Source organism: Parasutterella muris (genome assembly GCF_009767915.1).
Classification (GTDB): domain Bacteria; phylum Pseudomonadota; class Gammaproteobacteria; order Burkholderiales; family Burkholderiaceae_F; genus Parasutterella; species Parasutterella muris.
In genome coordinates this window covers 1-24,237 of sequence record NZ_WSRP01000039.1, presented here as the reverse complement: position 1 = coordinate 24,237, position 24,237 = coordinate 1, and the positions used below count along the sequence as shown (strand labels likewise).

Here is a 24,237-nt window from a genome sequence, read left to right as displayed (position 1 = left end):
AAAGTAAAAACAAGTGAAAAAATAAGAACCACGTAGGTTCTCGAAAAAATTTAGAGAACTATTCTCCTAAAGTCGGGAGAAGTAGCACTTCTCTTTCTTGGGAAAAGAAACATTACGGTTAATTGTATTCATAAAAAGGGTTCCTCAGTTTTTTACATAATTTTTCTTGACATTAGAATAAATATGTGTACATCAATGTCTATTGGACATTTCCCTAAATTTCTTCCGATTTAATATATTGGGTTTTGTGTGAAAGGGTGGGTTATAGATAATGATTGGTACACTATGCAAAGTTGCGATTATGGAGTTTAGAGTCCCATCGCCAGCAGACTTATTTGCAGAAACCTCTACGCAATTCGGCGGTGCAGGAAGAACCAAATCCCTTGAAACCTAAGACGCTGTCATTTCTTGGCGGGATTTGTATGCTCTGATTAGTCCTTACTACATGCAGCCTCAGGAAATCATGATTCGCGTTCACTTTCCTCAGCCTCTCTACAATTTAAGCGAAACGATGTGTGAGGAGACGCTTCGCGACTCTTTTTCATTCTGACGTTTTTAAGTCTGACAATGGATTGTAAATGTCCGGATGAAACAGACATCCTGCGCTTCTGTCATTTACTCGAAAAAACCGGCTTGAATAAGCATATTCAAACATCAGCTGAGCAGAAGAGGTCTTCTCATTAACAAGGGAACGATAATTGACGGATCTTTTTATTAAGTAACTAATTACTTCATTAATAAAGGTTGTCTGCCATACGTAAAGTGAAAATGTTGAAAATTACGTTTCTTTATTGATTAGGGAAGAGAAGTTGTGAGGATTCTGAGATGCTCTTGTGAGTTGAAGCAATCTCAATAAAAAGCTTCCCAAGAGCGTCTTTGTTCACAAGCAATGGTAAATTGTTATTTTCGGCCAAATCAAGATAAGCAGATAAAGCCGTTCTTTTGTTCCCGTCTAAAAAGAAATGTCCCTTGATTAAACTAACAACAATGCTTGTGACCTGCTCCTCAGGCGTTTGGTAATAAAAATAACTACTCAAACACCCTTTAACTTTTCTCTTTCTCTCTTCGGTACAAGGCTGATGAGTAAGTATTTCGTTAATCTGTATTAAAGACTCAATGGTGATTGGTTGAGTCATTTGTCTTTAAGAAAGTTAAAAACCTTGCGATACTCAGAGTAGTTTTTTTGAATCGCTTCATGGTTTCTTGTGTCGAACCTTCTTTCAAGAGTTCCCTCTGAGTCTTGCGGCTTTCAGATTTTTCAACAATCTTGGTCATAATCTTCAATTGGTTCAGGATATCATTTATCACTTTACTATTTTACCTGTTAGTTTGTCGGCTCTTTTTTGAAGTTCAAATGCCTCATAAGCCTTGCCTGCAAGATCAGATAATTCGACTGCCACTGCTCGACATTCATCAAGGTCTCTAAGGCAGGTTCCTCTATTCTTATTTGATTGCAGTCGGGACAGGGAGGACAATTGCTGGTGCATCCTGTCATTAGCGCCGCATGATCCAAAGTACGGCAGTAGAGCCTTTGCGGTATCTGCGATCATCTGAACACGGTCGTCTCTTCTCAGCTTATCCACCTGGGCAAAAGCCTTATCGCTACCCTTCGGATAAACAGCCAAAGTTGCTTCGCCTTTTTCGTTAATCAAAGAAAACGCCGGAACGTTGCTCGGGCCGTCCGCAACATAAGCCTTATTGCAGAAATGCACACGGCTTTCGCTTTCCGGAATTTTAGAATTCACGTCAATTGACGCCTCTTGGACTACGCCAACACCTTTGTTAATCTCAAAAATCGCCTAGGTTTTAGATGTTTTGTCAAGACTGTATGCAATCTTGCCCAAATGACGCAGTCCGTTCTCCTCAACGGCAACAAGTTCTGCACCCCAAACACGCTTTACGTGCGGAAAAATGGCAGAGCTTAAAATCATTCGTTTCAGGCCGGTGCTGACGATATAGTTCTCGAATGTAATACCGGCATCTCGATACTGAGATTCATCGTTGAGCTTATTGACGGCAGTAAATAAATCCACCGCGCCTTCATAAAACTCAATTTCTTTTCCGAATCGGACGAGCAAATCGTTATTCAGTCCTTCAAACTTTCCGCCTTCCTGAATTCAAGAAACCGATTAAGGTAGAAAGAGTCCTCATTAACATCAAGTCCTTGGGCCCGAAGCGCTTGTACCTCTTTTCGGTTTTCCGCCCAGAATTGAGCGCCGTCAAATTTATAGTGTTTAAAGATCGGCGCCTGCATGTAGTTAGGAATAAGCGTCTTGTCGAAAACCCCAATCGCTGCGATCACATCAGCCATAATTACTCACCTTTTTCTAATATTTTAAAGGGATTAGAGCAATTATCTGTCGACTTCTATGCCCTTCCTAAAGGTTAATGGCAGATTTCTTTAAAAGGAATCTGCCATTTTCTGGTTACATCTTAACGGAAACTAGCTTTTAGACTCTGCCGCTGCGTTTTTCCCAGCAATTCTACCGAAAGTGAAAATGTCCGCGACAGCATTTGCTCCAACACGGTTGGAACCATGAATACCACCGGCCACTTCACCTGCCGCATAGAGGCCTGGGATTACTTTGCCTTGATCATCAAGAACTTGAGTCTTTGTATTGATATTTACGCCGCCCATCGTATGATGGACACTCATCGCACTGTAGCATGCCCAGAACGGAGGTTTGATAATCTTATGAGCAAGGTTGCGCTCATTCTTGCCTAGCGGATCCTTTTTCGAATCTACGTAGCTGTTGTACTCATCTACTGTTTTCTTGAGCGCTGCGGGTTCTAACCCCATCTGTTTCGCAAGGTCCTCAATACTGTCTGCTGTCCAAGCTTCTCCTTCTTTGACCATTTTCTTAGTAGATTCTTGAACTGCTGAGTCATTGTGAAGGAAACCATCGTTATCAACAACGGTATATCCAAATTTTTCCGGAAGATTCAAAATCGCGTCTCTCAGTACATCACGTCTCTCATCTTCCGCAACGAAACGCTTTGCATCCGGACCGACAAAAATATAACGAGTTACATCAAGATGGAGAACTCCGCGATATTTCTTTCCCGGAGGTGTGCCGGGATTACACTGAATGTAGTCCATGCCGATCAAATATGCCCCGATGTCCTTAGCTGCTAATAATCCTTCTCCAGTAGAAGCAGCCGAATTATTGGTTGTAGTCAGTGCATACATTCTCGGGTCGTGCTTTGACCTCAGCTCCCGGTTAGATGCAAATCCTCCAGTCGCTAATACAATTGCCTTTGCTCGAATGTAAATCTTTTCTTTCTTACCGTTTTCAAAAAGGGCTCCCATGACGCGCCCTTCAAGGGGTTTCTCTCTGACAAAAGAAATTAACTTAAGATTTGTTTGAACGTTTACTCCGACTTTTTTAGCCGATTCAACCATAGCCTTGATATAACCGTGCCCCTTTGGTTCGACTGGCACATGTGTTCTCGGATACAGTGCCCCATAAGCCTGATAAACATCATCTTTAAATTTCATCCCGTGAGCTTCAAGCCAATGAACACTTTCCAATGCATTATCTGTAAGAATCTTGACAAGTTCGGGATTTGCCCGGTTATCGCCAGCATCTAGCGTCTGTTTAAGATGCAATTCCTTGGAATCTTTGATGCCTTTTTTCTCTTGGCGCTCTGGATCAACCGCATTCATTAGTCCAGAACAAATCATCGTGTTACCACCGACAAACGGGAGTTTTTCTGCAAGCAGAACGCTCTTCGCGCCTTCTTCTTTAGCGGTGACTGCCGCAGCAAAACCTGCACCGCCAGCACCAATAACCAATACATCAACAGACTCATTCCATTTTTCAGGAACCGGGGTATAAAGATTGGCATGTGCTTGAGTCGCGACAGCTGATCCAAAAACAGCCGCTAGAGCTGAAATAAATGATCTTCTCTTGAGGTTCATTTTCTTCTCCTTTAGGATGATAGAAAGGACATAACTGAAATATAACGATCATCGCTCTTCATGAAATCCGTAGCCATGACTAACAAAAACTTGGTATATATGATATTTTTTTATGTTTAATAGAAGAGATTTTTTACAGTTAAGCCTGTCAGCTGCTTCAATGCCTGTTTTTTCTGATGTCTACGGACAAATTGGATGCCCTGACGAAAGTGTCGACGTACTTATAGTAGGGGCCGGAGGTGCCGGCCTCAGTGCAGCTGTTTCCTGCCACCAACATGGATATAGGAGTATCCTCGTCCTCGAGAAGGCTCCCTCTATTGGAGGCAATACCTTACTATCTTCAGGTCTCTTCAATTCGGTTGATCCAGAAAGACAAAAGCTCGCAGGAGTTAATGACTCCCTTGAGCTTTTTAAAAGTCAAATCCTTCGCGAAGGAGACTTCAAGAATCGCCCCTCTTTAGTTTCATTATTTTGTACGAGGACCTATGAGACAATGAAGTGGCTGGAGTCATTGAGCATGTCCTTCAAATCAGAAATCAATGAAGGGTACGGTGCACTGTTCCCGCGCTCGCATCTTCCGGTTGAACCTCACGGGACGGGTTACATCAAAGCTCTAAATAATTACATTACAAATCATAGGATCGAAATTCGCACAAACTCAAGAATGCTGGATATTCTCAGAGACAAAGAGACTGGTGTAGTCAGCGGTTGTCTTGTTGAAGAAAAGAATCACATAAGAACGATACGAATCAAAGAAGCTTTGTTTCTCGGTGCAGGCGGATTTGCTCAGAATAATATTATGTGCACAATCTGCGATCCTCGTTTGGAAGGATTACCCTCAACAAATCAGCCGCTCGCAACAGGAGACGCGCTAGTTGCTGCAATCCGCGCCGGAGCAGCTGTAGAAAATCTTGAATATATTGAATGCATTCCCGGGAAACTGCCCGGTCAAAAAGAAAGAACGGTTCTTCATCTATTTGTGGGGCACATGATTTGGATAAATCGAGAAGGTAAACGATTCGTTGCCGAGGACAGTCGAAGAGACATTCTGCGAGAGGCTTTATTAAATCAGCCAGATCGAACATGTTTTGCGCTCGTTGATAAAAGAGGATTCGAATTTCTCGACAAAGAACATCGGGATGGGATCGTTCGAAGTGTTGAGCGAGGAGAAGCTTATACCGCAGACACAATAACTGAGCTTGCTAAACAACTTTTGATCCCCGCAGAAATGACAGTGGAAACAGTGAAGAAATACAACCAAGCGGTTGACGAGGGTACAGACAAAGAATTCGGAAAACTTCGTCTTCTTCAGCATATTGATACCCCACCGTTTTTCGCCTGTCCTCAAGTCATGAACAGGCACTATTGCGTGGGGGGTGTGAGAATTAATGAGAGAACCGAGGTTTTAGACTTCCAAGGAAAGAAAATCCCTAAACTTTATGCGGGCGGTGAAATAACCAGCGGCCTTCACGGGACGAATCGTCTCGGAGGGAACGGAATTGCAGAAGCAATTGTATTTGGCAGAGAGTTCGGAAAAGTTCTTGGAGATAAGTTTTTATGAAGGCGATATGCGAGTTAGCTGTTGTAGGCGCAGGAACGGCTGGAATGACAGCTGCAATTACTGCCGCTCAAAGAGGTCTTAAAGTCAGAGTGCTTGACCGTTGCCAAGTAAAACCGGGGAACAATTCAATAGTTTTCCTAAATGCGATTGATCCTTTTAGGCAGCAAAGTCAGCAAATACAAGATTCCACGGAACTGTTCTATCAACAAACTCTGGCCTATGGCGAGAATCTCGCTTTTCCCAACCTCGTTAAACTTCTTTGCTATAACAGCCCCGGTGTATTGCAATGGTTAGAGGAATTGGGGGTGCATATGCCCAAAAGGGTCATTCGTATCCCTGAGGGCATTTGGCCTCGAACTCACAGCATTTCGTACAAAAGACTTACGCAGGCACTTTTAGACCGAGCATCGCTTCTCCGATTAACGATCTCAGAACAGAGTGAAGTATGCCGTATTCTTCGGCTTGCCAATGGACTCTGGGAATTACACTTCCGAAATGGTGAACAATTAATCTGCAAAAATATAGTTATTGCAAGCGGCCAAACCTCGATAAAGGATTTAACAGAAGAGAATGAACCCTGCTTTCTGTCTCACCTTCTGAAGATCGGCGCAGCTGTCACCGGTCTATCCTTTATTAACTACGGCCCAGCTGACACAAAAACAGCGCAATTTTTGGTCAACCCGACACAATACATTCTAGTTAACAAACACGGAAAGAGGTTCGTTGCTGAGGACTCCACCAAAAGACGGCTTTATGAAAAAATTATTTCCGCTGAACTGCCGGTGTTCTGCCTCCGCTTTAATTCCTATGTAAGCACCGGAGTGAAGCTTGACTCCCTTTTTGCAAATCAATCGGCAGAATTTAGATCTAATGTCCTCTCGACTCTTAATGAATACAGAAAATCCATTACAGCCGGTCGTGATTACCTTAGTGAGGGAAGGTCCAAAAACTCGCTTATTCCAATAACCGATCCAGGAAAAATTCAAACAATGAAAGTAGAGATAAAGCCAATTTCTTACCTTGGCGGCCTCGCTATCAATAGTAAATCCCAAGTTATTGGCTGGGATGGTTTGCCTATACCCGGCCTTTACGCCGCCGGCGGTGTATGCGGAGGGATACACGGTAAAAGAGCCGTCAGAGGCAATAAGCTGCTCGCCTCAATTGTCTTCGGAAGAATTGCCGGAAACAGTCTCCCCCTCTCATAGTCTTGCCTCTTTTATTCGCAGAAAGGCTGTAGCTAACTGTAGAACAGTCTTCACCTGAAGCTTTTCCATCCCAATTGAGCGATAGGTATGAACAGTTCGTTCAGATATACCAAGTATTACGGCAATTTCCTTGCTTGTTTTTTCTTGCGCCACAAAACTGAGAACTTCTTTTTCACGCTTGGTCAGCGAATCGTAGTTACGGAGTAGAGACTTTGCGCTTTCTCTTGCTTCATGTGCGGTTATATCTCTTTCGCACGCCTTCCGAATTGCTAGATCTAGTCGACCATGATCAATAGGTTTTTGAAGAAAATCTACAGCTCCGTGTTTCATTGTGTGTACTGCTGAATCTACTTCTCCATGCGCTGTAATGAATATTATCGGAAGACAAAAACCTTTTCTCTCCAAATGAAGCTGAAGTTCCAAACCACTCATGGAAAGCATCCTGATATCCAGAATTAAGCATCCTGGCTGAATGAACCGCTCCTCTGCAAGAAAATCCTCAGCACTTTCATAAGTTACAGCCTTCCAACCTTTCACTTTAAGGAGAAAACTTAAAGAGTCACGAACTTGGGGGTCATCATCCACAATTCGGATTAAACATTTTCTCTGCAGTACGGGCAAATCAATCATCGTTATACCTGTGAACACATAGGCAAAATTAGAATTGCACTAAGTCCTTCCCTACCAAAATTGAACTCTAATCTGCCAGCATGGGCTTCCATAATACGCTTGACAATTGCCACTCCAAGACCTATGCCATCGGCTTTGCTACTTCGTAACGGGTTGAAAAGATTTTCCTTTTGTTCATTCGATAAGCTCTCCCCATTATCAGAAACTACGATCATACAATTACTACCGTCGGAACGAACTTCCAATGAAATTTGAGCATTCTCTTTACTTTTCACTGCATCGAGAGCATTCTTGAGAACATTGTATATAGCAAGCGACAATTCCAGCTCATCTGCCTCAACATAGATATTTGGAACTATAGAGGCCCTAAACTGAATCAATAAATTTTTTTCAATTTTTGTACGAAATTCAAAATCTCTAAAAATTTTAGCGGCTAAAGTTGAAACGTTAATCACAGTTCGAATGCTTTTTGCGGATTTTGCATATTGTCTAACGTGGTCAATAATCTCTGCTGCTTTTCGATTCGACTCAATCATTTTAGAAATGGAATACTCCATCATTAATTTATCTTGAGGTTCTTTTTGAACTAACAAGCTAAGCGCATTCAAATAATTCTCCAGAGAGGTTAGGGGCTGCTTCAATTCATGAGCGATCATTGAAGACATTTGTCCAACGATGTTTAACCTTTCCAAGCTTTCCATCTTTGACTGCTTATCTCGTGCATCTCGTTCAGCCTCTTCCTTTGCATGCTGGATTTCCAGAAGTTTATTTGTTTGTTTTCTTACCGTTACTTCTGCCAAGAAACTGTGAATGACGAAAAGGAGGACAACGCCAACTATCGTGACGATGAAATAAAAGAAACGATCCAACAGATGCTGAATACTCATCGGCTGAACCGCTAAATATTCCTTCACCTTGTGCTTCTCCAAAAGGTGCCTGATTGGGAGCAAGGACACAGAAGGAACCCAAGTCGAGTGACCGTTATAAAAAATCGTTTTCAGTGTCGCCGCAACGGTATCTGTTAAGTCGGCGGGAACTCCGTTTAAAGCGGCAAACTGCGTTTTCGGATAAGAAGCCTGTGAAATCGAGCATTGACCAATATCGGTAACCGTTTCACGAATCACTATTACATTCTTCAGCAATGTCAGATTCTTTTCAAGAGTACAGGGTTCCAATGCCATTGCATCAATAGTACCTGTCTTAAAACTATCTATAAGCTCTTTCAAAGAATCAAAATAATTAACTTGAACCTTCTCAGCCAATGTCCGTTTACTGGAAAGCACTTCTTTGATGAGCGTGCCCTTAACGCTGTCAATGGGACCGATCAGACCGACTCTTGCAATGTCAGCCTCAGGCGTTATCTTGTGTTTAACTATTGTTAAGGCCAAAGCGTGATCAGCCTTGTTGGAAAAAGAAGACCTCTCGCTCGCAATAGCGTGAGCAAGACCTAGCTGATCCAAAAGAACCATTGTCTGAGGCCCTACAATAAGAAAATCAAACTCTCTTTTCTTCGACGCTGACAAAACTTGAGTTGGAGGCATCACTTCGAAAACGAGAGGATAGTCTGACATAGCTTCACTCAATTCTTTAAGCGTATGACGAACAAACGGATCAACTTCAACAACAGATGAAACTCCAATTCGGATTGTAGGTTCCGCAATTGCCCTTGCCGGATGCAAAAACAACGTCAAGGCAATAAAAACAACCGCCATACATCCAGAAGAAAATCTCTTAGTCATTAAAGCAAAATAACTGAGTTTCGAGTCTCTTTACAATAACAGAATTGAACCTCAACCTCGTATCTCTCGACCGAAAGCAACAAAAACCGCCAGAACATCCAAGCAAAATGATCTATCTTTCATTCGTTGATCATTAGAATAGCTTTACAGCCAAATACATCTAAGGAAAACAAGACATGAAATTCATTTGCACTCAATGCGGCAAAGCCGCCGACAGCGCAACAATGGCCTGTCATTGTGAATGCGGAGGACTTTTCTCCCTGCCTCAGGACCATTTGCCTTTATGGGATAAGAGTCTTATTGATCAAAAAGTATGGAGTCTTTTCCGCTATCACGCTTTTATGAACCTCGACGCAGACGAATGGAAGTTTGTTTCAATGGGCGAAGGCATGACTCCGATTGTTCCTTTCAACGAAGATGTGCTCTTCAAGATGGATTTTATGATGCCTACCCTATCCTTTAAGGATCGCGGCGCGGCAGCATTGGTGAGTCACATGAAAGCCATCGGTGTTAAAAAATGCGTGCAGGATTCCAGCGGCAATGCCGGAGTTGCTGTTGCCGCTTACTGTGCGCGATGCGGGATTGAATGTGAGATCTATGTTCCGGAAGGCACCAGCCCCAACAAAATCTCTATGATTGAAGGCTTCGGCGCCAAAGCCGTTGTTGTTCCCGGAAGCCGTGACCACTGCGCAGACGTCTGCAGATCCAAAGTAGAAGAAGGCGCTTACTACGCTAATCATGTCTACAACCCATATTTCTATGAAGGGACGAAGTCCTACATCTACGAAACGTTTGAGCAGCTCGGCAGACTGCCCGAAAATATTTTCATCGAGCTTGGCAACGGCACGCTCTTTATCGGCGCGGTCTTAGCCGTCGAACATCTGCTTCGTTCCAAAGCTATCGATAAGGCTCCGAACCTTATCGCGGTACAGAGCGAAAACTGCGCGCCCTTTATGGAAACCGTTGAGCAGAACGCCGATCACATAGTCAGTGTCGACGTGAAACCCACATTGGCCGAGGGTATTGCGATCGGTAAACCCGCAAGAGGCGCGGAAGTACTTGAAATGATACGAAAGCACTCAATTCGGGTTGTTACAGCGCCCGAAGCGCAAATCCTCGAGTGCCGCAGGCAAATGGCGGCAAAAGGGTTTTACGTCGAGCATACAACCGCCGCGGCGCTTGCCGCCTACTACCGTTATCAGGAGCTTTACGGCCCAACGCATGACGCCTTAATTTCATTATGCGGTGCCGGCCTCAAGAGCGAACATTAAAAGCGGTCAGCCCTGTTTTAATTTCACCCGCGGACTCCCTATATTGATACAATTCCTCAAGGTATTTTAAAGGGGTACCCGGATGGATAAATTCGATCGTGAAATTCTTTCGATATTGGTCGAAAACGGTAAAATTCAGCTTTCTGAGCTCTCCAAAATGACTGATCTCAGTGTTTCGTCCTGCCAGAGGAGAATTAAAAATCTGGAAGAAACGGGCATTATCAGTAAGTATCAGGCGGTGGTAAATGAGAAGGCGGTTGGCAAAGGCTTCCAAGCTCTGGTTTTCATTTCATTGGCACAAGCAACCAATGAGAAAATCGGTGAGTTTGAACGAGCCCTCGTGAACATTCCTGCTATTACCAGCGCACATAGGATTTTTGGAGAGCAGGATTATGTGCTGCGTGTCGCGACGACGGACCTCTCCGACTACCAGCAGGTCTATGACACTCAGTTGTCGACGCTTCCCTATATCAGGAAGATCGAAACAACACTTCTTATGAAGGAGATTGTTCCTTTTAGATTGTGTCTTGACCAATAATCGATTCGATTGCTCTGCCTATCAAGCCGCCTTTTGGGCGGCTTTTGATTTTTCGCAGGAAATCACCAATAGCAATCCTCACCCGATCGGACAACAATATCCCGCGAATAATAGGGATATCGAGTGCAGCTGCTTAAATTTCTTTTCTTCATTTGTTCGGCTTTCTTTTGCTTTAGCTCAGCCGCATCAGAAGCAAAACAGGAAATCAGGATTGCGGTTTTGTATACGGAGGACCCGCTGTTCTTCATCAATACCTTCGCGCCGACCATTGACTTTTTAAGGAAACGCTTTCCGCAGTATCGGATCACCACGCAGGAAATTACAGAGCTTCAAGCTTTCGATAAGCTCAAAACCGAAGATTTCAGTTTTCTCCTTTCTCCTGCGGGTGTTTACGCGTCTTTTGATCCTACTTCCGAAGGGCTTCGGCAAATCGCCGCAAGGACCTCGCCTTTTGCGAGTACAGCCTCTGAATCCGTTGCGTCTGTGCTTATTACGTCCGCACACCGATCTGATATCACAAGTCTGAAAGACATTCAGGGCAAAAGAATCGCAATCCGCGATCCTAATTCTCTGAGCGGCTGGCTCGGCGCAAAGGGTGTACTTCGCGATCATCTTTCGGAAAAGGATCTTGAAGGCAGACTGATCAATACCCAATACCGATTCCCTGACGTTTATTCCTACCTGGAGTCGGATGAAGCGGATGTTGCCGTTATCCCAGCGTGCGAACTTGAATCATTGATTGAACGCGGTCTTATCTCCGGTGACAAATACCGAATCATCGGAGAAAAGCCTTCCACGCTTGCCTGCAAAGTTTCTTCTTCGCTTTACCCGGATTTTGTTTTCTCTTCGTTCCCGCACGCATCTCCGGAAATCGTAAAAGACTTCACCGTCGCCCTTTTAACAATGCCTAAAATGCCTGACGGCGGATCTTAGGGCATTGCGAACGACTTCCGCAGTGTTCTGCGGCTTTTTAGAAAACTCGAAATCGGACCATACAAACCTCAGCCCTTTTCTTTGTTTCAGCTGGTCAGCAAATACAAAACGGAAGCAGTCCTTGCACTTGCCCTGCTTTTAGGACTGATTTTCCATATCTACCGAACGAATTCACTTGTGCTGCAGAGAACGTCCGACCTTCGTAAAGCCATTGAACAAAGGGACAGCGTTGCAGAAATCGCAAGAGCTTCGCTGAAGCGTCTCAATCTCATGGAAAGACGAGGCATTCTTTCGCAGCTCTCTAATATGTTTGCTCATGAGCTGAAGCAGCCTTTATCCACAGTGGTCAATTACTGCAACGGCCTGAAGATGTACGGAGAGTCTGTAAAACTTGATCCGATTCTCAGCGAGAGCATTGAGGCGATATCTTCTGAAACCCAGAAAGCCGCAGCGATCGTAGATCGAGTAAGAAGTTATGCAAAATCAACCCAGCCGGTTTCTTCCGAGGCAAAAGCTGACCTCTCGGAAGCGATACGCAAAGCCATCAACGCTTTCAGACTTTACGTCTCCACTCAGTGCCGATTAAATGTCGATATTCCGGAAAGCTGCATGGTCGCCGGAGACCCGCTGGAACTTGAAATTCTAGTTCTTAATCTTCTGCGCAATGCCTCAGACGCAGTTGAGCCGCTAGGTAAAGACGCACAGATCAAGGTGGAAGTGAAGCAGACAGAAGCGGGATGCACACTAAACGTCAAGGATAACGGGCCGCCAGTAACAAGTGACGTTGTCGAGCGCATGAGACGGGCGCTTCAGGCCTCAATTAAAACCGATGGTCTTGGGCTTGGTCTTATGATTGTGCACGCCATCATTGAGCGGCACCGCGCCGAAATTAATATTCAGCAGTTAAAACCTCAAGGCATCAGTATCTCAGTGACATTTAAAGGAGCTGACTCATGAAAACTTCAAAGCTAGACCCCATCATTAGGATTGTTGATGATGACCCAAAGGTCCTTGCCTCAGAGGTTTTTCTGGTGAAGATGGCGGGATATCGAACCGCTTCCTACGGAAGCGCCCTCGCATTCCTGAATGAATACGATCCGCTCTTTCCCGGCTGCCTGATACTCGATATCCGAATGCCGGAAATGAGCGGGCTGCAGCTTCAGGAAGAAATGATCCGCAGAAATATTGATCTTCCAATATTGTTTCTTACCGGGCACGGGGATGTGGATATGGCCGTCAAAGCCCTTCTCACCGGGGCCTCGGATTTTCTTATCAAGCCGCCTGATCCAGCAAGATTAAAGGCTTCGCTCGCCAAAGCTGTTGCTGAAAATCTAGAGGATCGGGCTCGTAAAGAAGAAATTGATCATATGACGGTCAAGTACAACCTGCTCACCGCAAGTGAAAAGAAAGTAGCTCCGAGGATTGCCAACGGTGAGTTAAACAAGGTCATCGCCTTTGATATGGAAGTATCGGAGCAGGCGGTCAAAAACTGGAGAAGTGCCGTCCTGCATAAATTGGAATGCCGCAATGTGATTGAACTTCACAATTTTCTTCGCAAGATAGGCATTATTGAGGCCTCATGATGCTTAGACGCGACTTTATGATTTCTGCCGGAGCCTGTGCCTTGTCCTATCCGTCACTTGCTCAGGAGAACGACTGGGATTATGACTGCGACGTATTGGTAATCGGAGCCGGGGCCGCAGGTTTGTCGGCCGCGGTACGCGCAAGTGAGCTCGGAGCTCGAGTCATTCTGATAGAAAAGCGGGAGATTATAGGCGGCAATACCTTAATTTCCGGCGGCTTTCTCGGCGTCATAGATCCGGTCCGTCAAATTCCGCTTGGAATCACCGATTCTGAAGAGCGGCATTTCAACGATATTTGGATCAACGGCGGTCAGATCGCAAAGCCCGCACTTATCCGCACTCTTGTTAAAGAGAGTCAGCGTATGCTCGGCTGGCTGGAGAATAAGGGTGTTAAATTCCGCAATGAGGTTATAGAAATTTACGGCTCTCATCATCCCCGCTGCCATCAGCCTATTCTGCCCAACGGAACAAGTTATGTTCGGGCGCTCAGTTCTGAAGCAATGTCGAGGAAAGTCCAAATTCTGAACTCAACGGCCGGACAAAAACTTCTTCAGAACAATGAAGGACGAGTCATCGGTGCAGAAGCTCGACAGAAAAATAAAGGAGTCCGCATTCGTGCGGATAAAGCCGTCATCCTAACGGCGGGCGGCTTCGGTGCGAATCAGCGCATGGTTGAGTCATTCGACGAAAGGCTCGTGGGGCTTCCGACCAACTGTACAACAGGCTCTACCGGTGAAATGCTTCTTTCTGCTGCTCGAATCGGCGTCTCGACCGTAGATTTAAAAGCGATTCAATGTCTGCCGGGGCCACTGCCTACCGGCAGGATTCGTGTCCGCTTCCATAACGATGTCAGCCGCTTTATTCTCATCAATTCTGATGGGAAGCGCTTTGTGGATGAGCGCTCGAGGCGCGATGAACTTACCGACAGAATACTTTCCACGCCGCAAAAGAGCTGTTTCTGCATTATTGATAACGACGCCTTAGTCATGGCGGATCTGATTGTCCAGAGAGACGCAATCCGAGCCGCGGAGACAGGAGACGCCATTAAAGCGGACAGCATTGAGGAGCTTGCGCAAAAGCTTGGCATCGATTCTGCCGTGCTTCGGCAGACCATCGAAGAAAGAAACAATACGATTAAAGCTGACAATGAAAAGAACAAGCGATTCCCAATCGCCAAGGCGCCTTTCTGGGCAGCTAGAGTCGGCATGTGCGTGCACTACACCATGGGCGGCCTAGTGATTGATTCATCGACCCGGTGCCTTTCCGACGGGCGCCCTGTGCCGGGGCTTTTTGCAGCCGGAGAAATTACCGGAGGAATCCACGGAAGAAACAGAATCGGCGGCAACGGACTTGCAGACGCATTTACCTTTGGCATGATTGCCGCAGAACAAGCGCTTAAAAATGCGTAGCACATTAATGGGATTAAGTCAATAAACCAGAAGTTATTTCTGCGTGATTCACCGCTCCTTAAACTTTGATCATCGTTTAACACATTGATCTCAATAAACACCAAGGAGACATAATCATGGCTTTAACACGCAGATTTTTTCTGGGAACCGCTCCTGCGGCAGCCGCTGTAGGCATTTTAGGCTCTACAGTTGCCACAACAGCAGAAGCCGCCATCAAGTGGGATGAAACATACAATGTCGTCGTCATCGGTGCAGGCGGTGCTGGTCTTACAGCTGCCGTATCCGCAAAAGAAGCCGGCGCAAAGAAAGTTGTCGTTCTTGAAAAGATGATGTTCGCAGGCGGCAACACAATTCGTGCCGGCGGCGGATTTAACGCTGCGATCAAGGCTGATTATGAAAAGGCCGGCATTAAAGACTCTCCGAAACTCCACGCAGAACAGACTCTTGCCGCTGGTGACGGCAGAGGCGACCCCGTCCTCGTCAACCAGCTCACAGAAAAAGCTCCGGAAAGCGTCCAGTGGCTCAAAGATCACGGCGTTAAGTTCCAGGATCACATCTATCAGATTTACGGCGGCCTTTACAAACGTGCCCGCAACCCGCTCGGACCTCGCGGCGGCGCATACATTAAGGCTCTTCTCGAAGTCTGCAAGAAAGAAGACATTCCTATCATGTTCAATGCCCGCGTCGTTGAAATTATCCGCGAAGGCAATTTAAGCGGCAGAGTGCTCGGTGTTAAGGTTGAACTGAAAGGCAAGACAATGTACATCCGCGCCACCAACGCTGTCGTTGCAGCTGCCGGCGGCTTCGCGGCCAGCGACAGACTGACCGGTATTTCCGATCCCAGAATGGAAAAACTCGGTACAACCAACCATCCGGGCGCAACAGGCGACGTATTAACTAATCTGGTTGACATCGGTGCCGGCACACGCGGTCTTGATTACATCCAGTGCATCCCCGGAGGCGTTCCCGGAGAAAAATATCCGCCGAACCTCTTCACACATGTTGACCGCTTCCTCTTCATCAACCTCAACGGTCAGCGCTTCATCAAAGAAGATGCCCGCAGAGACGTTCTGAGAGACGCGATGCTTGACCAGCCCAAAGCAATCGCCTGGACGCTCGTCGACGCTGACGGTTTTGAGCAGCAGAAGAACTCCAAGGGTCCTGAAAACGAAGCCGCTCTTAAAGCCGGTACGCTTTACTATGCTGACACCATTGAAGACTTAGCGAAGAAGACCGGTCTTCCCGCTAAAGAATTGAAAGAAGCTGTCGACACATACAACAAAGCGGTAGACACCAAGAAAGATCCGTTTGGCAGAGCTGAAACCGTTCTTGTGAACAAGATCATTAAAGCTCCGTTCTATGCCGGCCGCGTCACAATGAAACGTCACCATACAATGGGCGGCGTCATCATTAACAAAGACGCTCAGGTTATTGACCGTCACGGCAACGTCATTCCGGGTCTCTATGCTGCCGGTGAAGTTACAGGCGGCATCCACGGTACCAACCGTGTCGGCGGAAACGCTATGGCGGACATCTTCACATACGGAAGAATTGCAGGTGTCAACGCAGCAAAGAACCCCGCATAAATTAACATAACTTAGTTCTCCTCATTAAGCAGTCTCCGACAAACGTCGGAGGCTGTTTTTTCATTTTTCATTCTCTTAAAAACATCGCTTAACGAGCCGCTCGCCTTATACGCCTAAACAGCCTGTTAAAACGGCAGAATTTTCTGGGATATACCTGAATACACCGATAGTTATCTTCATGATTGTCCGCTCTATAGTGAATAAATCAATTCAATCAAAAGGAGAAATTAAATGAGCTGTTTAGACGATTACCGCATGACTTTAAAAGGCCGAGAGTTTCTTCCGCTCATGGTTGGCGGGATGGGCACAAACATTTCGACGTCCGCCTTAGTACTCGCCATAGAAAAGCTGGGCGGCATCGCTCATCTGTCCGACGCAATGCTTCCGACGGTCGCAGATAAGGAGCTTGGTACCGACTTCACTAAACAGAAGACGATTCTTTTGAAAAAATTCAGCGGCTCTTTTGACAAGAGCTTAGAGAAATTTGACCTTGCTGCACTTGCTGAAGTCAGTGATCGTTATTTCAGAAACGTGATGGATAAAGTAAGCGGAAAAGGCTTGGTTCTTGTGAACTGCATGGAGAAGCTCACCATGAACGATCAGCTGGGCACGCTCAAAACACGGCTGAACAGCGCGCTGAATGCAGGCGTTGACGGAATTACCATGTCCGCTGGACTTCATTTAAACAGTCTCAAGCTGATGCAGGACAACCCAAGATTTAAGGATGCACTTCTCGGCCTCGTTGTCTCTTCCACGCGGGCACTTAATCTCTTTCTGAAACGGACGAGCTCTATAGGACGCAAGCTTGATTACATTGTTGTGGAAGGTCCGCTTGCAGGAGGACATTTAGGATTTGGTGAGGATTGGAGAAACTACAAACTGGAAAACATCGTTAAAGATGTCGTTCAGCACGTTAAAGAGTGCGGACTGAACATTCCGGTTCTTGGAGCGGGCGGAGTCTTTTCCGGACAAGATGACATTAATCTAATTGAACAGTGCGGAGCTGCCGGCGCTCAAGTGGCCACACGCTTTACGATTGCTCAGGAAAGCGGTCTTCCTCAGCAAGTAAAAGAGATTTATCTGGACTCTAAAGAAGAAGATGTAGTTGTGAATCATCTTTCTCCCACAGGTTACCTCATGCGAATGCTGAAGAGTTCACCTGCAATCACAGCAAAGATCCACCCGAATTGTGAGTCTTACGGCTACATGCTCTCCGGCGGAAGCTGCCCTTATTTAAAAGAATTTGAAGCTCAGGAGCAAGGCGCCATAAGGAGAGAAAATTCCAAGTGCTGTTTATGCACACAGATGCGCAATTACAAGGTATGGACCTGCGGCACTACGGTTTCCAAACTTAAAGAAACTGTAAAACGCAGCGCAAGCGGCTGGGAGCTTCCGAGCGCGGAACAAATTTGGAATGATTACCGGTTTGGTAAAAACTCCAAGTAACGGGAAGCACATTAATGCTGCGCAGAAGGAGCCGGAGAGAGAAAAATGTCAAGGCAAATGCATATCTTCGGCTCTTTAAGACAAACCTGTGAACAGGTTCACACGAGCAGAAAATCGCCCGTGCTATTAGCGGGACCTGTCACTCTGTCAGGAGCCAGTTTCATTAAGTCTTATTTTCCATAAGGAGAATAAGACTTGCCATTGTTCGTAACGGATCAAGGCCCGCCGTACTCAGTTCCGCTATAGAGAAAACAAAAGACGTCGACCACATTTCTGCGACCGGCGTCTTTTCTTATGAATGTCTGTACAGATTACAGGCCTTTTTCTTCCATGGCTTTTACGCCTTCAAAGATCATCTGTTTGTAAAAACGACGGACAAACTCTGTATGGAAGTCCATGTTGTTAAAGTACGAGAACGTAAAGCGTTTCGGATCCTGTCCAAGCTCTCTTTCCTTCGAATCTTCGTGGCCGATAAACATATGATCCGTCTTGGGCACGGCTTCAAACTTCTTGCCGTCCGCAAGCGAAAGATCCATCTTCATTGTCATGTCGTACTCGTAGACAATCTTCTCAGGATGCTTATCCGGATCCGCTTTTTTAGCTGCGACCGCCGCTTTAGTCTTCTCATCCATAGCGCGAGTCACATCGATCGTCATCACGCCCTGTTTTTCCTTATCGTCCTCTTTAACGATCTTAAAGAGGCCTGTTTCCTCTAAGTAGCGTTCTGCGGCGAACCACAAGCCGTACTGTTCACGCCAGTCGGCGGGACGCTCTTCAAAGGGCTCCGTCACGATAGGACGTCCTTCCCAGAGGTAATTAACGACCAGAGAAACTTTCAGAGGCTCTTCAACTTTTTTAAACTGATCCGCCTCGATAACCTGAGTCGGCTGTGTGAACCAGCTTTCGCGCGGGTAGTCCTTATGATCGTAAGAAGTACAGGCGCTCAGACCAAGTACAGCCGCTGACAGAATGGTAATTCCAAATAATTTGCTTTCTTGTTTCATGATATGGATTCCGTTAGATGTTCCGGGAGAAGGGGGAGAAATCCTCCTCCTTCGCTTCCCGAAGATCAGAACATGTACTTGATACCGATCTGAGCGGTTTCGTTGTGATATCCGGCTTTACCGGCCTGAACACCCACGGTCGCCCAACCGAGCGTATTGCGCGTTATATGTCCTTCAAGACCCATGCGGAATTCGCCTAAATTACGGCCGCCGTCCATATAAGTCTTCGCACTGCCCATCTGAACACCGGTCTTCTTGGTGTTGTGGATCCAGTTTCCTTCGATGAATCCAAGACCCTTGTTCATGTAGTTACCGTGAACTCTGGCGCCAACTCGGATCGCAACATTGTCCTTGCCAAGCTGTTTGTACTTAGTGTCGGTTGCGTCATAGCCGTCATTGGCTTTGACTCCGTCCCATACCACCTGAACTTCAGGCTGGAAGGTCCAAATCACCTTATTGAAATCCTTCGTACCGGATTCGCCGAGAGGAATCGTGTATCCGCTTTCCACCGACCAAACCCAGCCGTGAGACTTGTAATTAAACGTCGAAGTCGTCTCGCCCCACAGCTTATTATCGTAACGACCGTACAGCAGCCAAGAATCCACATAGAATTCGTCATCCGGGCTGTTGCCTGTATAAAGGGTTCCGTAGATACCGACCGCATAGCCGTCGGAACGCGACTTGGCCGAGGCGTATGTTCTGGTATTAGCTCTATGGTAGAGGCCGCCTGCAAAGACGCCGCCAATATACTTCCAGTCTTCGTTGATTTCGTTGCGAATCAAGTCTGCGCCGATCTGAGTAACTGCAGTGCGGGCATGTGTCCTGCTTTCCCCGCCGCCGGACTTAAAGTGCGAGTGACTTCCGACCTGACGAACCCAAGCCGCTGCCGGTTTTTCTTTACCGTCAAACGGATCAATGTAGTAGGCCTGACCGAAGCGATCATGCAGGCGCATATGCATCTTGGCCCAAGCTTGCGAGTTTGCCATGTAGGCGCCTCCTTCAGGCCGCAGAGTATTGCCTTCGTCATCAGGAGTCGGCGATGTCGGATTATCCGGCATCTTTGGCAGGTCTGGGTTCTCCGGCGGTACAACAGGTACTTCCGGCTCTTCCGGTGGTTCTATCGGAGTCCAAGGAATAGCAGCATCCCCATCGGCCTTATTCACAAGGTACCAGTCGTTTCCGTCACCCTGTTCGTTAAGGCGATAGAACTTAACGTGTGTTTCGTTATCCTTTGCAACCACTCCGATCCTTGTTTGTCCGTCAGGGAAAGCAAGGTCTACGTGTTCGTTCGGATCCTTAACCTCAAAAATCAGAATACCGTTGGTGCCCCCTTCTCCGACCGTCTCGCCTCTGGACTGTGAAAAAGCTCCGAATTTTCCATCTTCATTGATGAAATAAACTTTTGACTGACCGGAAGCTGTGTCCGCATAAACTACATCGAGATAGGATGAGTTTTCCGAGCCCGGTTTGCCCCCTAGGAAGCCCTGATAGTACAAAACCGAACCCTCTTTACCAACGTAGTTACCGACCTTGACCTTATTTAGCGACACATCCGATCGTGTTGCCTCACGGCCTAAGTTATCTCCGAAAACCTTATGAGACAAGTACACAGAGCCATAGTTTTCAATTCCTCTTATAGCCACTGTGTTGTAGTGATTCTCCACCGCGGCATTCTCTGCGGCTCTTAAAGCACTTGCCTGGGCTGCTGTATTCTTCTGAATATCAAAATACAAAGAAGAATCCTTATCGACATGAGCAACTGCGCTAATCAAAGCTTCCGAAGAAGTGAGAGAAACATTGGAAGCTTTCAGCTCAACTGTGCCATAAAAATTCGGGTTATCAGAATTTATGGATGCTTGCTTTCTGTCGATACATATTAGCTTCGAAGAAGCACTTCCTTTGAGGCTGCCGTCAATAGCATCAACCCATGTTCCATTTCTCTGCTGATCTGTGTCGGAATTCTGGTTCTTATTCTTGACGGTAAGTTCCCCACCTGTTGAACCCATACTCGCTTGATACTCCTCCGAGTCGCCCTCTTCAAATGAAATCGGTGCCGCTTGATCAAAGTCAAGCACGGAACCCTCCACGACTCTCAACGCACCTACTGTTTGGGTATGTCCCTGCAGATATACGCTTGAAGGGTTAGTGCCTTCTGCAGAAGAGCCTATATGAAGAATTGAGGTGTACCTATCTTCCGTCTCACTCATTCCCTGAGTTCCCAAAGCACCGTCAATTCCAAGAACCAGCATCGCACCTTCATCGACTACTGTATTTCCTGTATAGGAGTTTGGTTGGGGAGCCTTAGATACGACTTCATAAAGAGCTTGTCCGTTGCCGGAAACGCTCGGCTCAGTATTTGTTTTGCCAACATCGATATTGTAGATAGTATCCGGACTACCGATAATCACCGTTGAGTTCTTTGCGATAGCGACTCCGCCCGCGCCGGTAAGTTCTGCTGATAGAGTAAAGAGCTCCTGTTTGGGTTTTGAGGTATCTCCGGATTGGAAATCTTCAACATAAAGCTCGGAATTTTCTAATTTACCATTCAAAACCAGAAGCTTCCCGGGAAGAATGTTGACACTCTTAAGCCAGTACTTTATACCAACACCGGCCTCCTCTCCTGGATCTGAAACCTTACCGCTTACGCTTATCTTTTCGCCAGCTGCGTTTTCATCTTCAAACTCTCCATCGTGCCCATCGAAATGCATGTACTTATAGAAAGCATAAGTTGCGTCAGCAACATGATCTCCGCCTTGGTTGATTTCAAAACCAGGGACATCAAAAGTCATAAGACTCGCGTCGACAGTCTGGTCCCCACCTACACGTGAATCCTTTTGGTAAACAGTGCCATCTTTGATAATGCCAATAAATGTATTGCCAAAAGCATTAGTATTTTGCTTTTGTTCTGTTCTGAAGTTTGCAATTTCATCAAAAGAAATCCGAACTACAGGCTCACCGGATTCTCCATCATTGACGCCTAAATATAGTACGAGGCCCTGATAGTGATATCTAAACTGATGCATTAATGCCGGTCTGTGATTGGAATTTTCAGCCCCAAGACTACTATCCTGTTCTCTGGAAGTATGGTCATACCACATGCCGTCATCATGCGTCAGAAGGGATAATTCGCCGCTCGCGTAACCATGATTAACATTTCCCTCATCGCTAAACAGTTTTACTTTCGTATCAAAGGAAGTTCCATCTCCATTGACAGAATCAGACAAGTTTGCATATGCTCCGACCCAGAAATTGTGCTGTCCCTTTGTTGCCGTTTGGTCCTGATTTTTTTTATCAGTAGCGGCTAAGCTGGAATGATACCCATTCCTGTTAATGAGGTATGAACCAGCAACCTGCTGCCCTACATGGATGCTCCCAGACTCGTTACCGTTTAAATGAACAGTCGCTTTTTCAAGCGGATCTTCACGATTCAGCACTACTTGCTCTCTTGTAGAGCTTTGAGCTTGAGGGTAATAATCCTTAAAGACTTCGTATGACTCTTTGTTATCCAAACGACTTGTATCTAAGTATTGGCCAAAGGAGATATATCGGACATAAGCCGAATCTGCTGCAACCTCTCCGGCAATGTATGCGATACCGCGTCTTCGGTTAACGGCGTAGATCTCGCGTTCATCGATACGATTATATCGATTATCCTTGTCGTTCTCGTCCGGCTTCGTTGTCGCTGTAGCAGTTCCGTATATCGAAGAGCCAGATGCTAGCGTTGTATCTTTAAGTGAAACTAGGTTAGAGTGCAGGTCTCTGGGTTGACCTCCCGTAATTTTCATCTGATCCTGGAACTCAAGACCACCGATGACATTACCGTTAATTATCGAATCTTCTGCAGCAACAATGTTGTTCATTGCGACACCAGTAGACCAAGCTCCATAGATACTAAAGCCAACGTCTTGGTCTTGTGCAGATTCGTTGTACCACGACGACCAATCATTCTCATCGGGAGCGAGATGGTATCCGATATAACTATTTTTTATTGAAACGATATTATTATTCGCAATAGCAGAAACTTTTTTTGGATCTCCTCCTTCCTCCTGCGGATAATACAAAACCGTTTCTCCACTGTTGCTTACATATCCAGTAGCTCCGTTAACTACTTCTTTATACTTAGAAGCACCATAGTCATAATTCATTCTGTAGTAGTAAAGTCCGCGTCCTCCAACAAGGCCGAGCTTTCGCGCCCCGTCCATTCCGGCTACTACCACGGTATTCTCTAAGGTTACCTTGTTATTATTCGCTTCATAGCCTTCTGCACCGAAAATTCCTTTTGTGATGACAATACCAAAGGAATCAGGGTTTACTACCTCACCAGCATCTTTGTCAGCCCCGTCAGAAATGAAACGTACTATATTGACTACGTTACCATTTGTTTCGAAGCCCGCATGAACAACTCCGTTGTCTCCCGACACCCCATCCAATTGAGAAGAACGCCCTCCGAAGATTAGCTTTGCATATAACTTCGAGCCATCTTCCATTTGGACAGTTACTTTATTATTATTAGCAGTTGCGCCGCTATCACTTGTCTGGTCATAGCCGCCCAAATCATTACGCGAGCCGAAAAGTTTTGCTAAAAACGTTGCACCTTCCTTAACTGTAAGAGTAAGTTTATTCCCATTGGTCGTCTCGGAATACGGAAAATTACCAGGAGTCTCCGTCAAACCATATGGATTGCCTCCGAAATAAGTTTTTAAGCCGCCTGAAATCCAGATGGTTTTTTGATTATAAGTATTAGATACATCCTTAAATTCTCCAGCAGTTTTCTGAAAATCCAATGTGTTGTTGACTGTTATGGAAAGATCGCTCGGGCCGTTAGCTTCTCCAGTACCCCAAAGCCATGTAAATGCATTGTCAAGGGGATCCTTGGCAGCGTCCGCAACCTTAGGAATATAATGAACGTCCCCAGTAACTTTAACTTCAAATCCGGCAGCCTCCAATGCTTCAAGAGTAAGCGGCCAGTCATTGTCGGCCAAAGCTTGCCCTCCAATAAGATTACAGGCAAGAATCACGGAAAGAGACAGAGCCCTAACGGAACAAATCGAGTGATTTGAATGATGAAAGAGATGAGGAGACGAGTGGCTTCTCATCAGATGCGTTTTAATTCTCATTTTTCGCCTCAGGAACTATTAAATAGATTGACCTTTGCTGCCTCTTCACAGCAAATACGAAGCTCGCTGACGGTATGAATACTTGAGAATTAAATTCACTCTATCTCACGTGTTCCAGATAAATATTCAGGATTATCTGGAGTATTCAATAAAGACAATTAGTCCTTCAGAAAGGATTCTTTGCTAAACGCAGATCGTATTCAACCCCCGACGCTCCTGAAAAATTGCAGAACTAGAGAACTAAAAATTTAAAAATCACAAAAAATCCATTTATTTCAGTGGAATAAAAGGAT

General features: G+C 45.8%; 19 protein-coding genes. 10 read left to right on the top strand and 9 right to left on the bottom strand.

The window, feature by feature from the left end; genetic code table 11:
- Window positions 1-788: 788 nt before the first annotated feature.
- The 5 genes from E5987_RS10670 to E5987_RS10650 all read right to left on the bottom strand — a co-directional run bounded on the left by E5987_RS10670 (window position 789) and on the right by E5987_RS10650 (window position 3,922).
- Window positions 789-1,136, bottom strand: coding sequence for a type II toxin-antitoxin system death-on-curing family toxin (locus E5987_RS10670; protein ID WP_160336070.1), 348 nt, complete (start codon window positions 1,134-1,136; stop codon window positions 789-791).
- 168 nt (window positions 1,137-1,304) lie between these two features.
- Window positions 1,305-1,745 (bottom strand): hypothetical protein, encoded by a 441-nt coding sequence (locus tag E5987_RS10665; RefSeq protein ID WP_160336069.1) that lies wholly within the window; start codon window positions 1,743-1,745, stop codon window positions 1,305-1,307.
- Window positions 1,746-1,799: 54 nt separating this feature from the next.
- Window positions 1,800-2,078, bottom strand: coding sequence for a hypothetical protein (locus E5987_RS10660; RefSeq protein WP_160336068.1), 279 nt, complete (start codon window positions 2,076-2,078; stop codon window positions 1,800-1,802).
- Between the two features lie 8 nt (window positions 2,079-2,086).
- Window positions 2,087-2,311, bottom strand: a complete 225-nt coding sequence (locus E5987_RS10655) for a hypothetical protein (RefSeq protein WP_160336067.1) — start codon at window positions 2,309-2,311, stop codon at window positions 2,087-2,089.
- A gap of 132 nt (window positions 2,312-2,443) precedes the next feature.
- Entirely contained in the window at window positions 2,444-3,922 is a 1,479-nt protein-coding gene (locus tag E5987_RS10650; protein ID WP_160336066.1) for an FAD-dependent oxidoreductase, read from the bottom strand.
- Between the two features lie 112 nt (window positions 3,923-4,034).
- Here E5987_RS10650 and E5987_RS10645 point away from each other — a divergent pair, with 112 nt between their 5' ends.
- Together E5987_RS10645 and E5987_RS10640 are read left to right on the top strand one after the other, a co-directional pair.
- Window positions 4,035-5,483, top strand: coding sequence for an FAD-dependent oxidoreductase (locus tag E5987_RS10645; RefSeq protein WP_160336065.1), 1,449 nt, complete (start codon window positions 4,035-4,037; stop codon window positions 5,481-5,483).
- Entirely contained in the window at window positions 5,480-6,688 is a 1,209-nt protein-coding gene (locus tag E5987_RS10640) for an FAD-dependent oxidoreductase (protein ID WP_160336064.1), read from the top strand. The genes E5987_RS10645 and E5987_RS10640 overlap by 4 nt, the downstream gene beginning before the upstream one ends.
- Here the strand turns inward: E5987_RS10640 and E5987_RS13340 are convergent.
- Window positions 6,683-7,318, bottom strand: coding sequence for a response regulator transcription factor (locus tag E5987_RS13340; RefSeq protein WP_160336063.1), 636 nt, complete (start codon window positions 7,316-7,318; stop codon window positions 6,683-6,685). The two genes, E5987_RS10640 and E5987_RS13340, sit on opposite strands and share 6 nt — an antisense overlap.
- Before the next feature lie 2 nt (window positions 7,319-7,320).
- Complete coding sequence (locus tag E5987_RS10630; protein WP_160336062.1) at window positions 7,321-9,030, bottom strand: sensor histidine kinase; 1,710 nt, start codon at window positions 9,028-9,030, stop codon at window positions 7,321-7,323.
- A 203-nt stretch (window positions 9,031-9,233) separates the two neighbouring features.
- On the opposite strand from E5987_RS10630, the gene E5987_RS10625 reads away from it, so the two are divergent.
- The 8 genes from E5987_RS10625 (at window position 9,234) to E5987_RS10590 (ending at window position 17,823) form a co-directional block, all read left to right on the top strand.
- Window positions 9,234-10,328 carry a threonine synthase gene (locus E5987_RS10625; protein ID WP_160336061.1) on the top strand — a complete coding sequence of 365 codons (1,095 nt, stop codon included), beginning with the start codon at window positions 9,234-9,236 and terminating at the stop codon, window positions 10,326-10,328.
- 82 nt (window positions 10,329-10,410) lie between these two features.
- Entirely contained in the window at window positions 10,411-10,866 is a 456-nt protein-coding gene (locus tag E5987_RS10620; protein WP_160336060.1) for an Lrp/AsnC family transcriptional regulator, read from the top strand.
- A gap of 123 nt (window positions 10,867-10,989) precedes the next feature.
- Window positions 10,990-11,799, top strand: a complete 810-nt coding sequence (locus tag E5987_RS10615) for a phosphate/phosphite/phosphonate ABC transporter substrate-binding protein (protein ID WP_160336059.1) — start codon at window positions 10,990-10,992, stop codon at window positions 11,797-11,799.
- A gap of 81 nt (window positions 11,800-11,880) precedes the next feature.
- On the top strand, window positions 11,881-12,756 hold the full coding sequence (locus E5987_RS10610; protein WP_160336058.1) for a sensor histidine kinase: 876 nt from the start codon (window positions 11,881-11,883) through the stop codon (window positions 12,754-12,756).
- Window positions 12,753-13,382: a response regulator transcription factor gene (locus E5987_RS10605; RefSeq protein WP_160336057.1), complete on the top strand. Its 630-nt coding sequence runs from the start codon at window positions 12,753-12,755 to the stop codon at window positions 13,380-13,382. Before E5987_RS10610 ends, E5987_RS10605 begins: the two co-directional genes overlap by 4 nt.
- Window positions 13,379-14,791: an FAD-dependent oxidoreductase gene (locus tag E5987_RS10600; RefSeq protein WP_160336056.1), complete on the top strand. Its 1,413-nt coding sequence runs from the start codon at window positions 13,379-13,381 to the stop codon at window positions 14,789-14,791. Before E5987_RS10605 ends, E5987_RS10600 begins: the two co-directional genes overlap by 4 nt.
- A gap of 113 nt (window positions 14,792-14,904) precedes the next feature.
- Window positions 14,905-16,377 carry an FAD-dependent oxidoreductase gene (locus E5987_RS10595; RefSeq protein WP_160336071.1) on the top strand — a complete coding sequence of 491 codons (1,473 nt, stop codon included), beginning with the start codon at window positions 14,905-14,907 and terminating at the stop codon, window positions 16,375-16,377.
- A gap of 231 nt (window positions 16,378-16,608) precedes the next feature.
- Window positions 16,609-17,823 carry a nitronate monooxygenase gene (locus E5987_RS10590; protein ID WP_160336055.1) on the top strand — a complete coding sequence of 405 codons (1,215 nt, stop codon included), beginning with the start codon at window positions 16,609-16,611 and terminating at the stop codon, window positions 17,821-17,823.
- Window positions 17,824-18,134: 311 nt separating this feature from the next.
- Here the strand turns inward: E5987_RS10590 and E5987_RS10585 are convergent, their stop codons facing one another.
- Window positions 18,135-18,827 (bottom strand): hypothetical protein, encoded by a 693-nt coding sequence (locus E5987_RS10585; RefSeq protein ID WP_160336054.1) that lies wholly within the window; start codon window positions 18,825-18,827, stop codon window positions 18,135-18,137.
- Between the two features lie 65 nt (window positions 18,828-18,892).
- The gene (locus E5987_RS10580; protein ID WP_160336053.1) at window positions 18,893-23,944 is read right to left on the bottom strand and encodes an autotransporter outer membrane beta-barrel domain-containing protein; all 5,052 of its coding nucleotides are present in this window, start codon (window positions 23,942-23,944) and stop codon (window positions 18,893-18,895) included.
- Window positions 23,945-24,237 lie beyond the last annotated feature (293 nt).

Excerpts from the sequence above, each read along its gene's own strand:
- E5987_RS10670 (WP_160336070.1), bottom strand. The coding sequence starts at position 1,136 with ATGACTCAACCAATCACCATTGAGTCTTTAATACAGATTAACGAAATA.
- E5987_RS10590 (WP_160336055.1), top strand. The coding sequence starts at position 16,609 with ATGAGCTGTTTAGACGATTACCGCATGACTTTAAAAGGCCGAGAGTTT.
- E5987_RS10580 (WP_160336053.1), bottom strand. The coding sequence starts at position 23,944 with ATGAGAATTAAAACGCATCTGATGAGAAGCCACTCGTCTCCTCATCTC.
- E5987_RS10640 (WP_160336064.1), top strand. The coding sequence starts at position 5,480 with ATGAAGGCGATATGCGAGTTAGCTGTTGTAGGCGCAGGAACGGCTGGA.
- E5987_RS10605 (WP_160336057.1), top strand. The coding sequence starts at position 12,753 with ATGAAAACTTCAAAGCTAGACCCCATCATTAGGATTGTTGATGATGAC.
- E5987_RS10645 (WP_160336065.1), top strand. The coding sequence starts at position 4,035 with ATGTTTAATAGAAGAGATTTTTTACAGTTAAGCCTGTCAGCTGCTTCA.
- E5987_RS10600 (WP_160336056.1), top strand. The coding sequence starts at position 13,379 with ATGATGCTTAGACGCGACTTTATGATTTCTGCCGGAGCCTGTGCCTTG.
- E5987_RS10625 (WP_160336061.1), top strand. The coding sequence starts at position 9,234 with ATGAAATTCATTTGCACTCAATGCGGCAAAGCCGCCGACAGCGCAACA.
- E5987_RS10650 (WP_160336066.1), bottom strand. The coding sequence starts at position 3,922 with ATGAACCTCAAGAGAAGATCATTTATTTCAGCTCTAGCGGCTGTTTTT.
- E5987_RS10585 (WP_160336054.1), bottom strand. The coding sequence starts at position 18,827 with ATGAAACAAGAAAGCAAATTATTTGGAATTACCATTCTGTCAGCGGCT.
- E5987_RS10630 (WP_160336062.1), bottom strand. The coding sequence starts at position 9,030 with ATGGCGGTTGTTTTTATTGCCTTGACGTTGTTTTTGCATCCGGCAAGG.
- E5987_RS13340 (WP_160336063.1), bottom strand. The coding sequence starts at position 7,318 with ATGATTGATTTGCCCGTACTGCAGAGAAAATGTTTAATCCGAATTGTG.
- E5987_RS10620 (WP_160336060.1), top strand. The coding sequence starts at position 10,411 with ATGGATAAATTCGATCGTGAAATTCTTTCGATATTGGTCGAAAACGGT.
- E5987_RS10655 (WP_160336067.1), bottom strand. The coding sequence starts at position 2,311 with ATGGCTGATGTGATCGCAGCGATTGGGGTTTTCGACAAGACGCTTATT.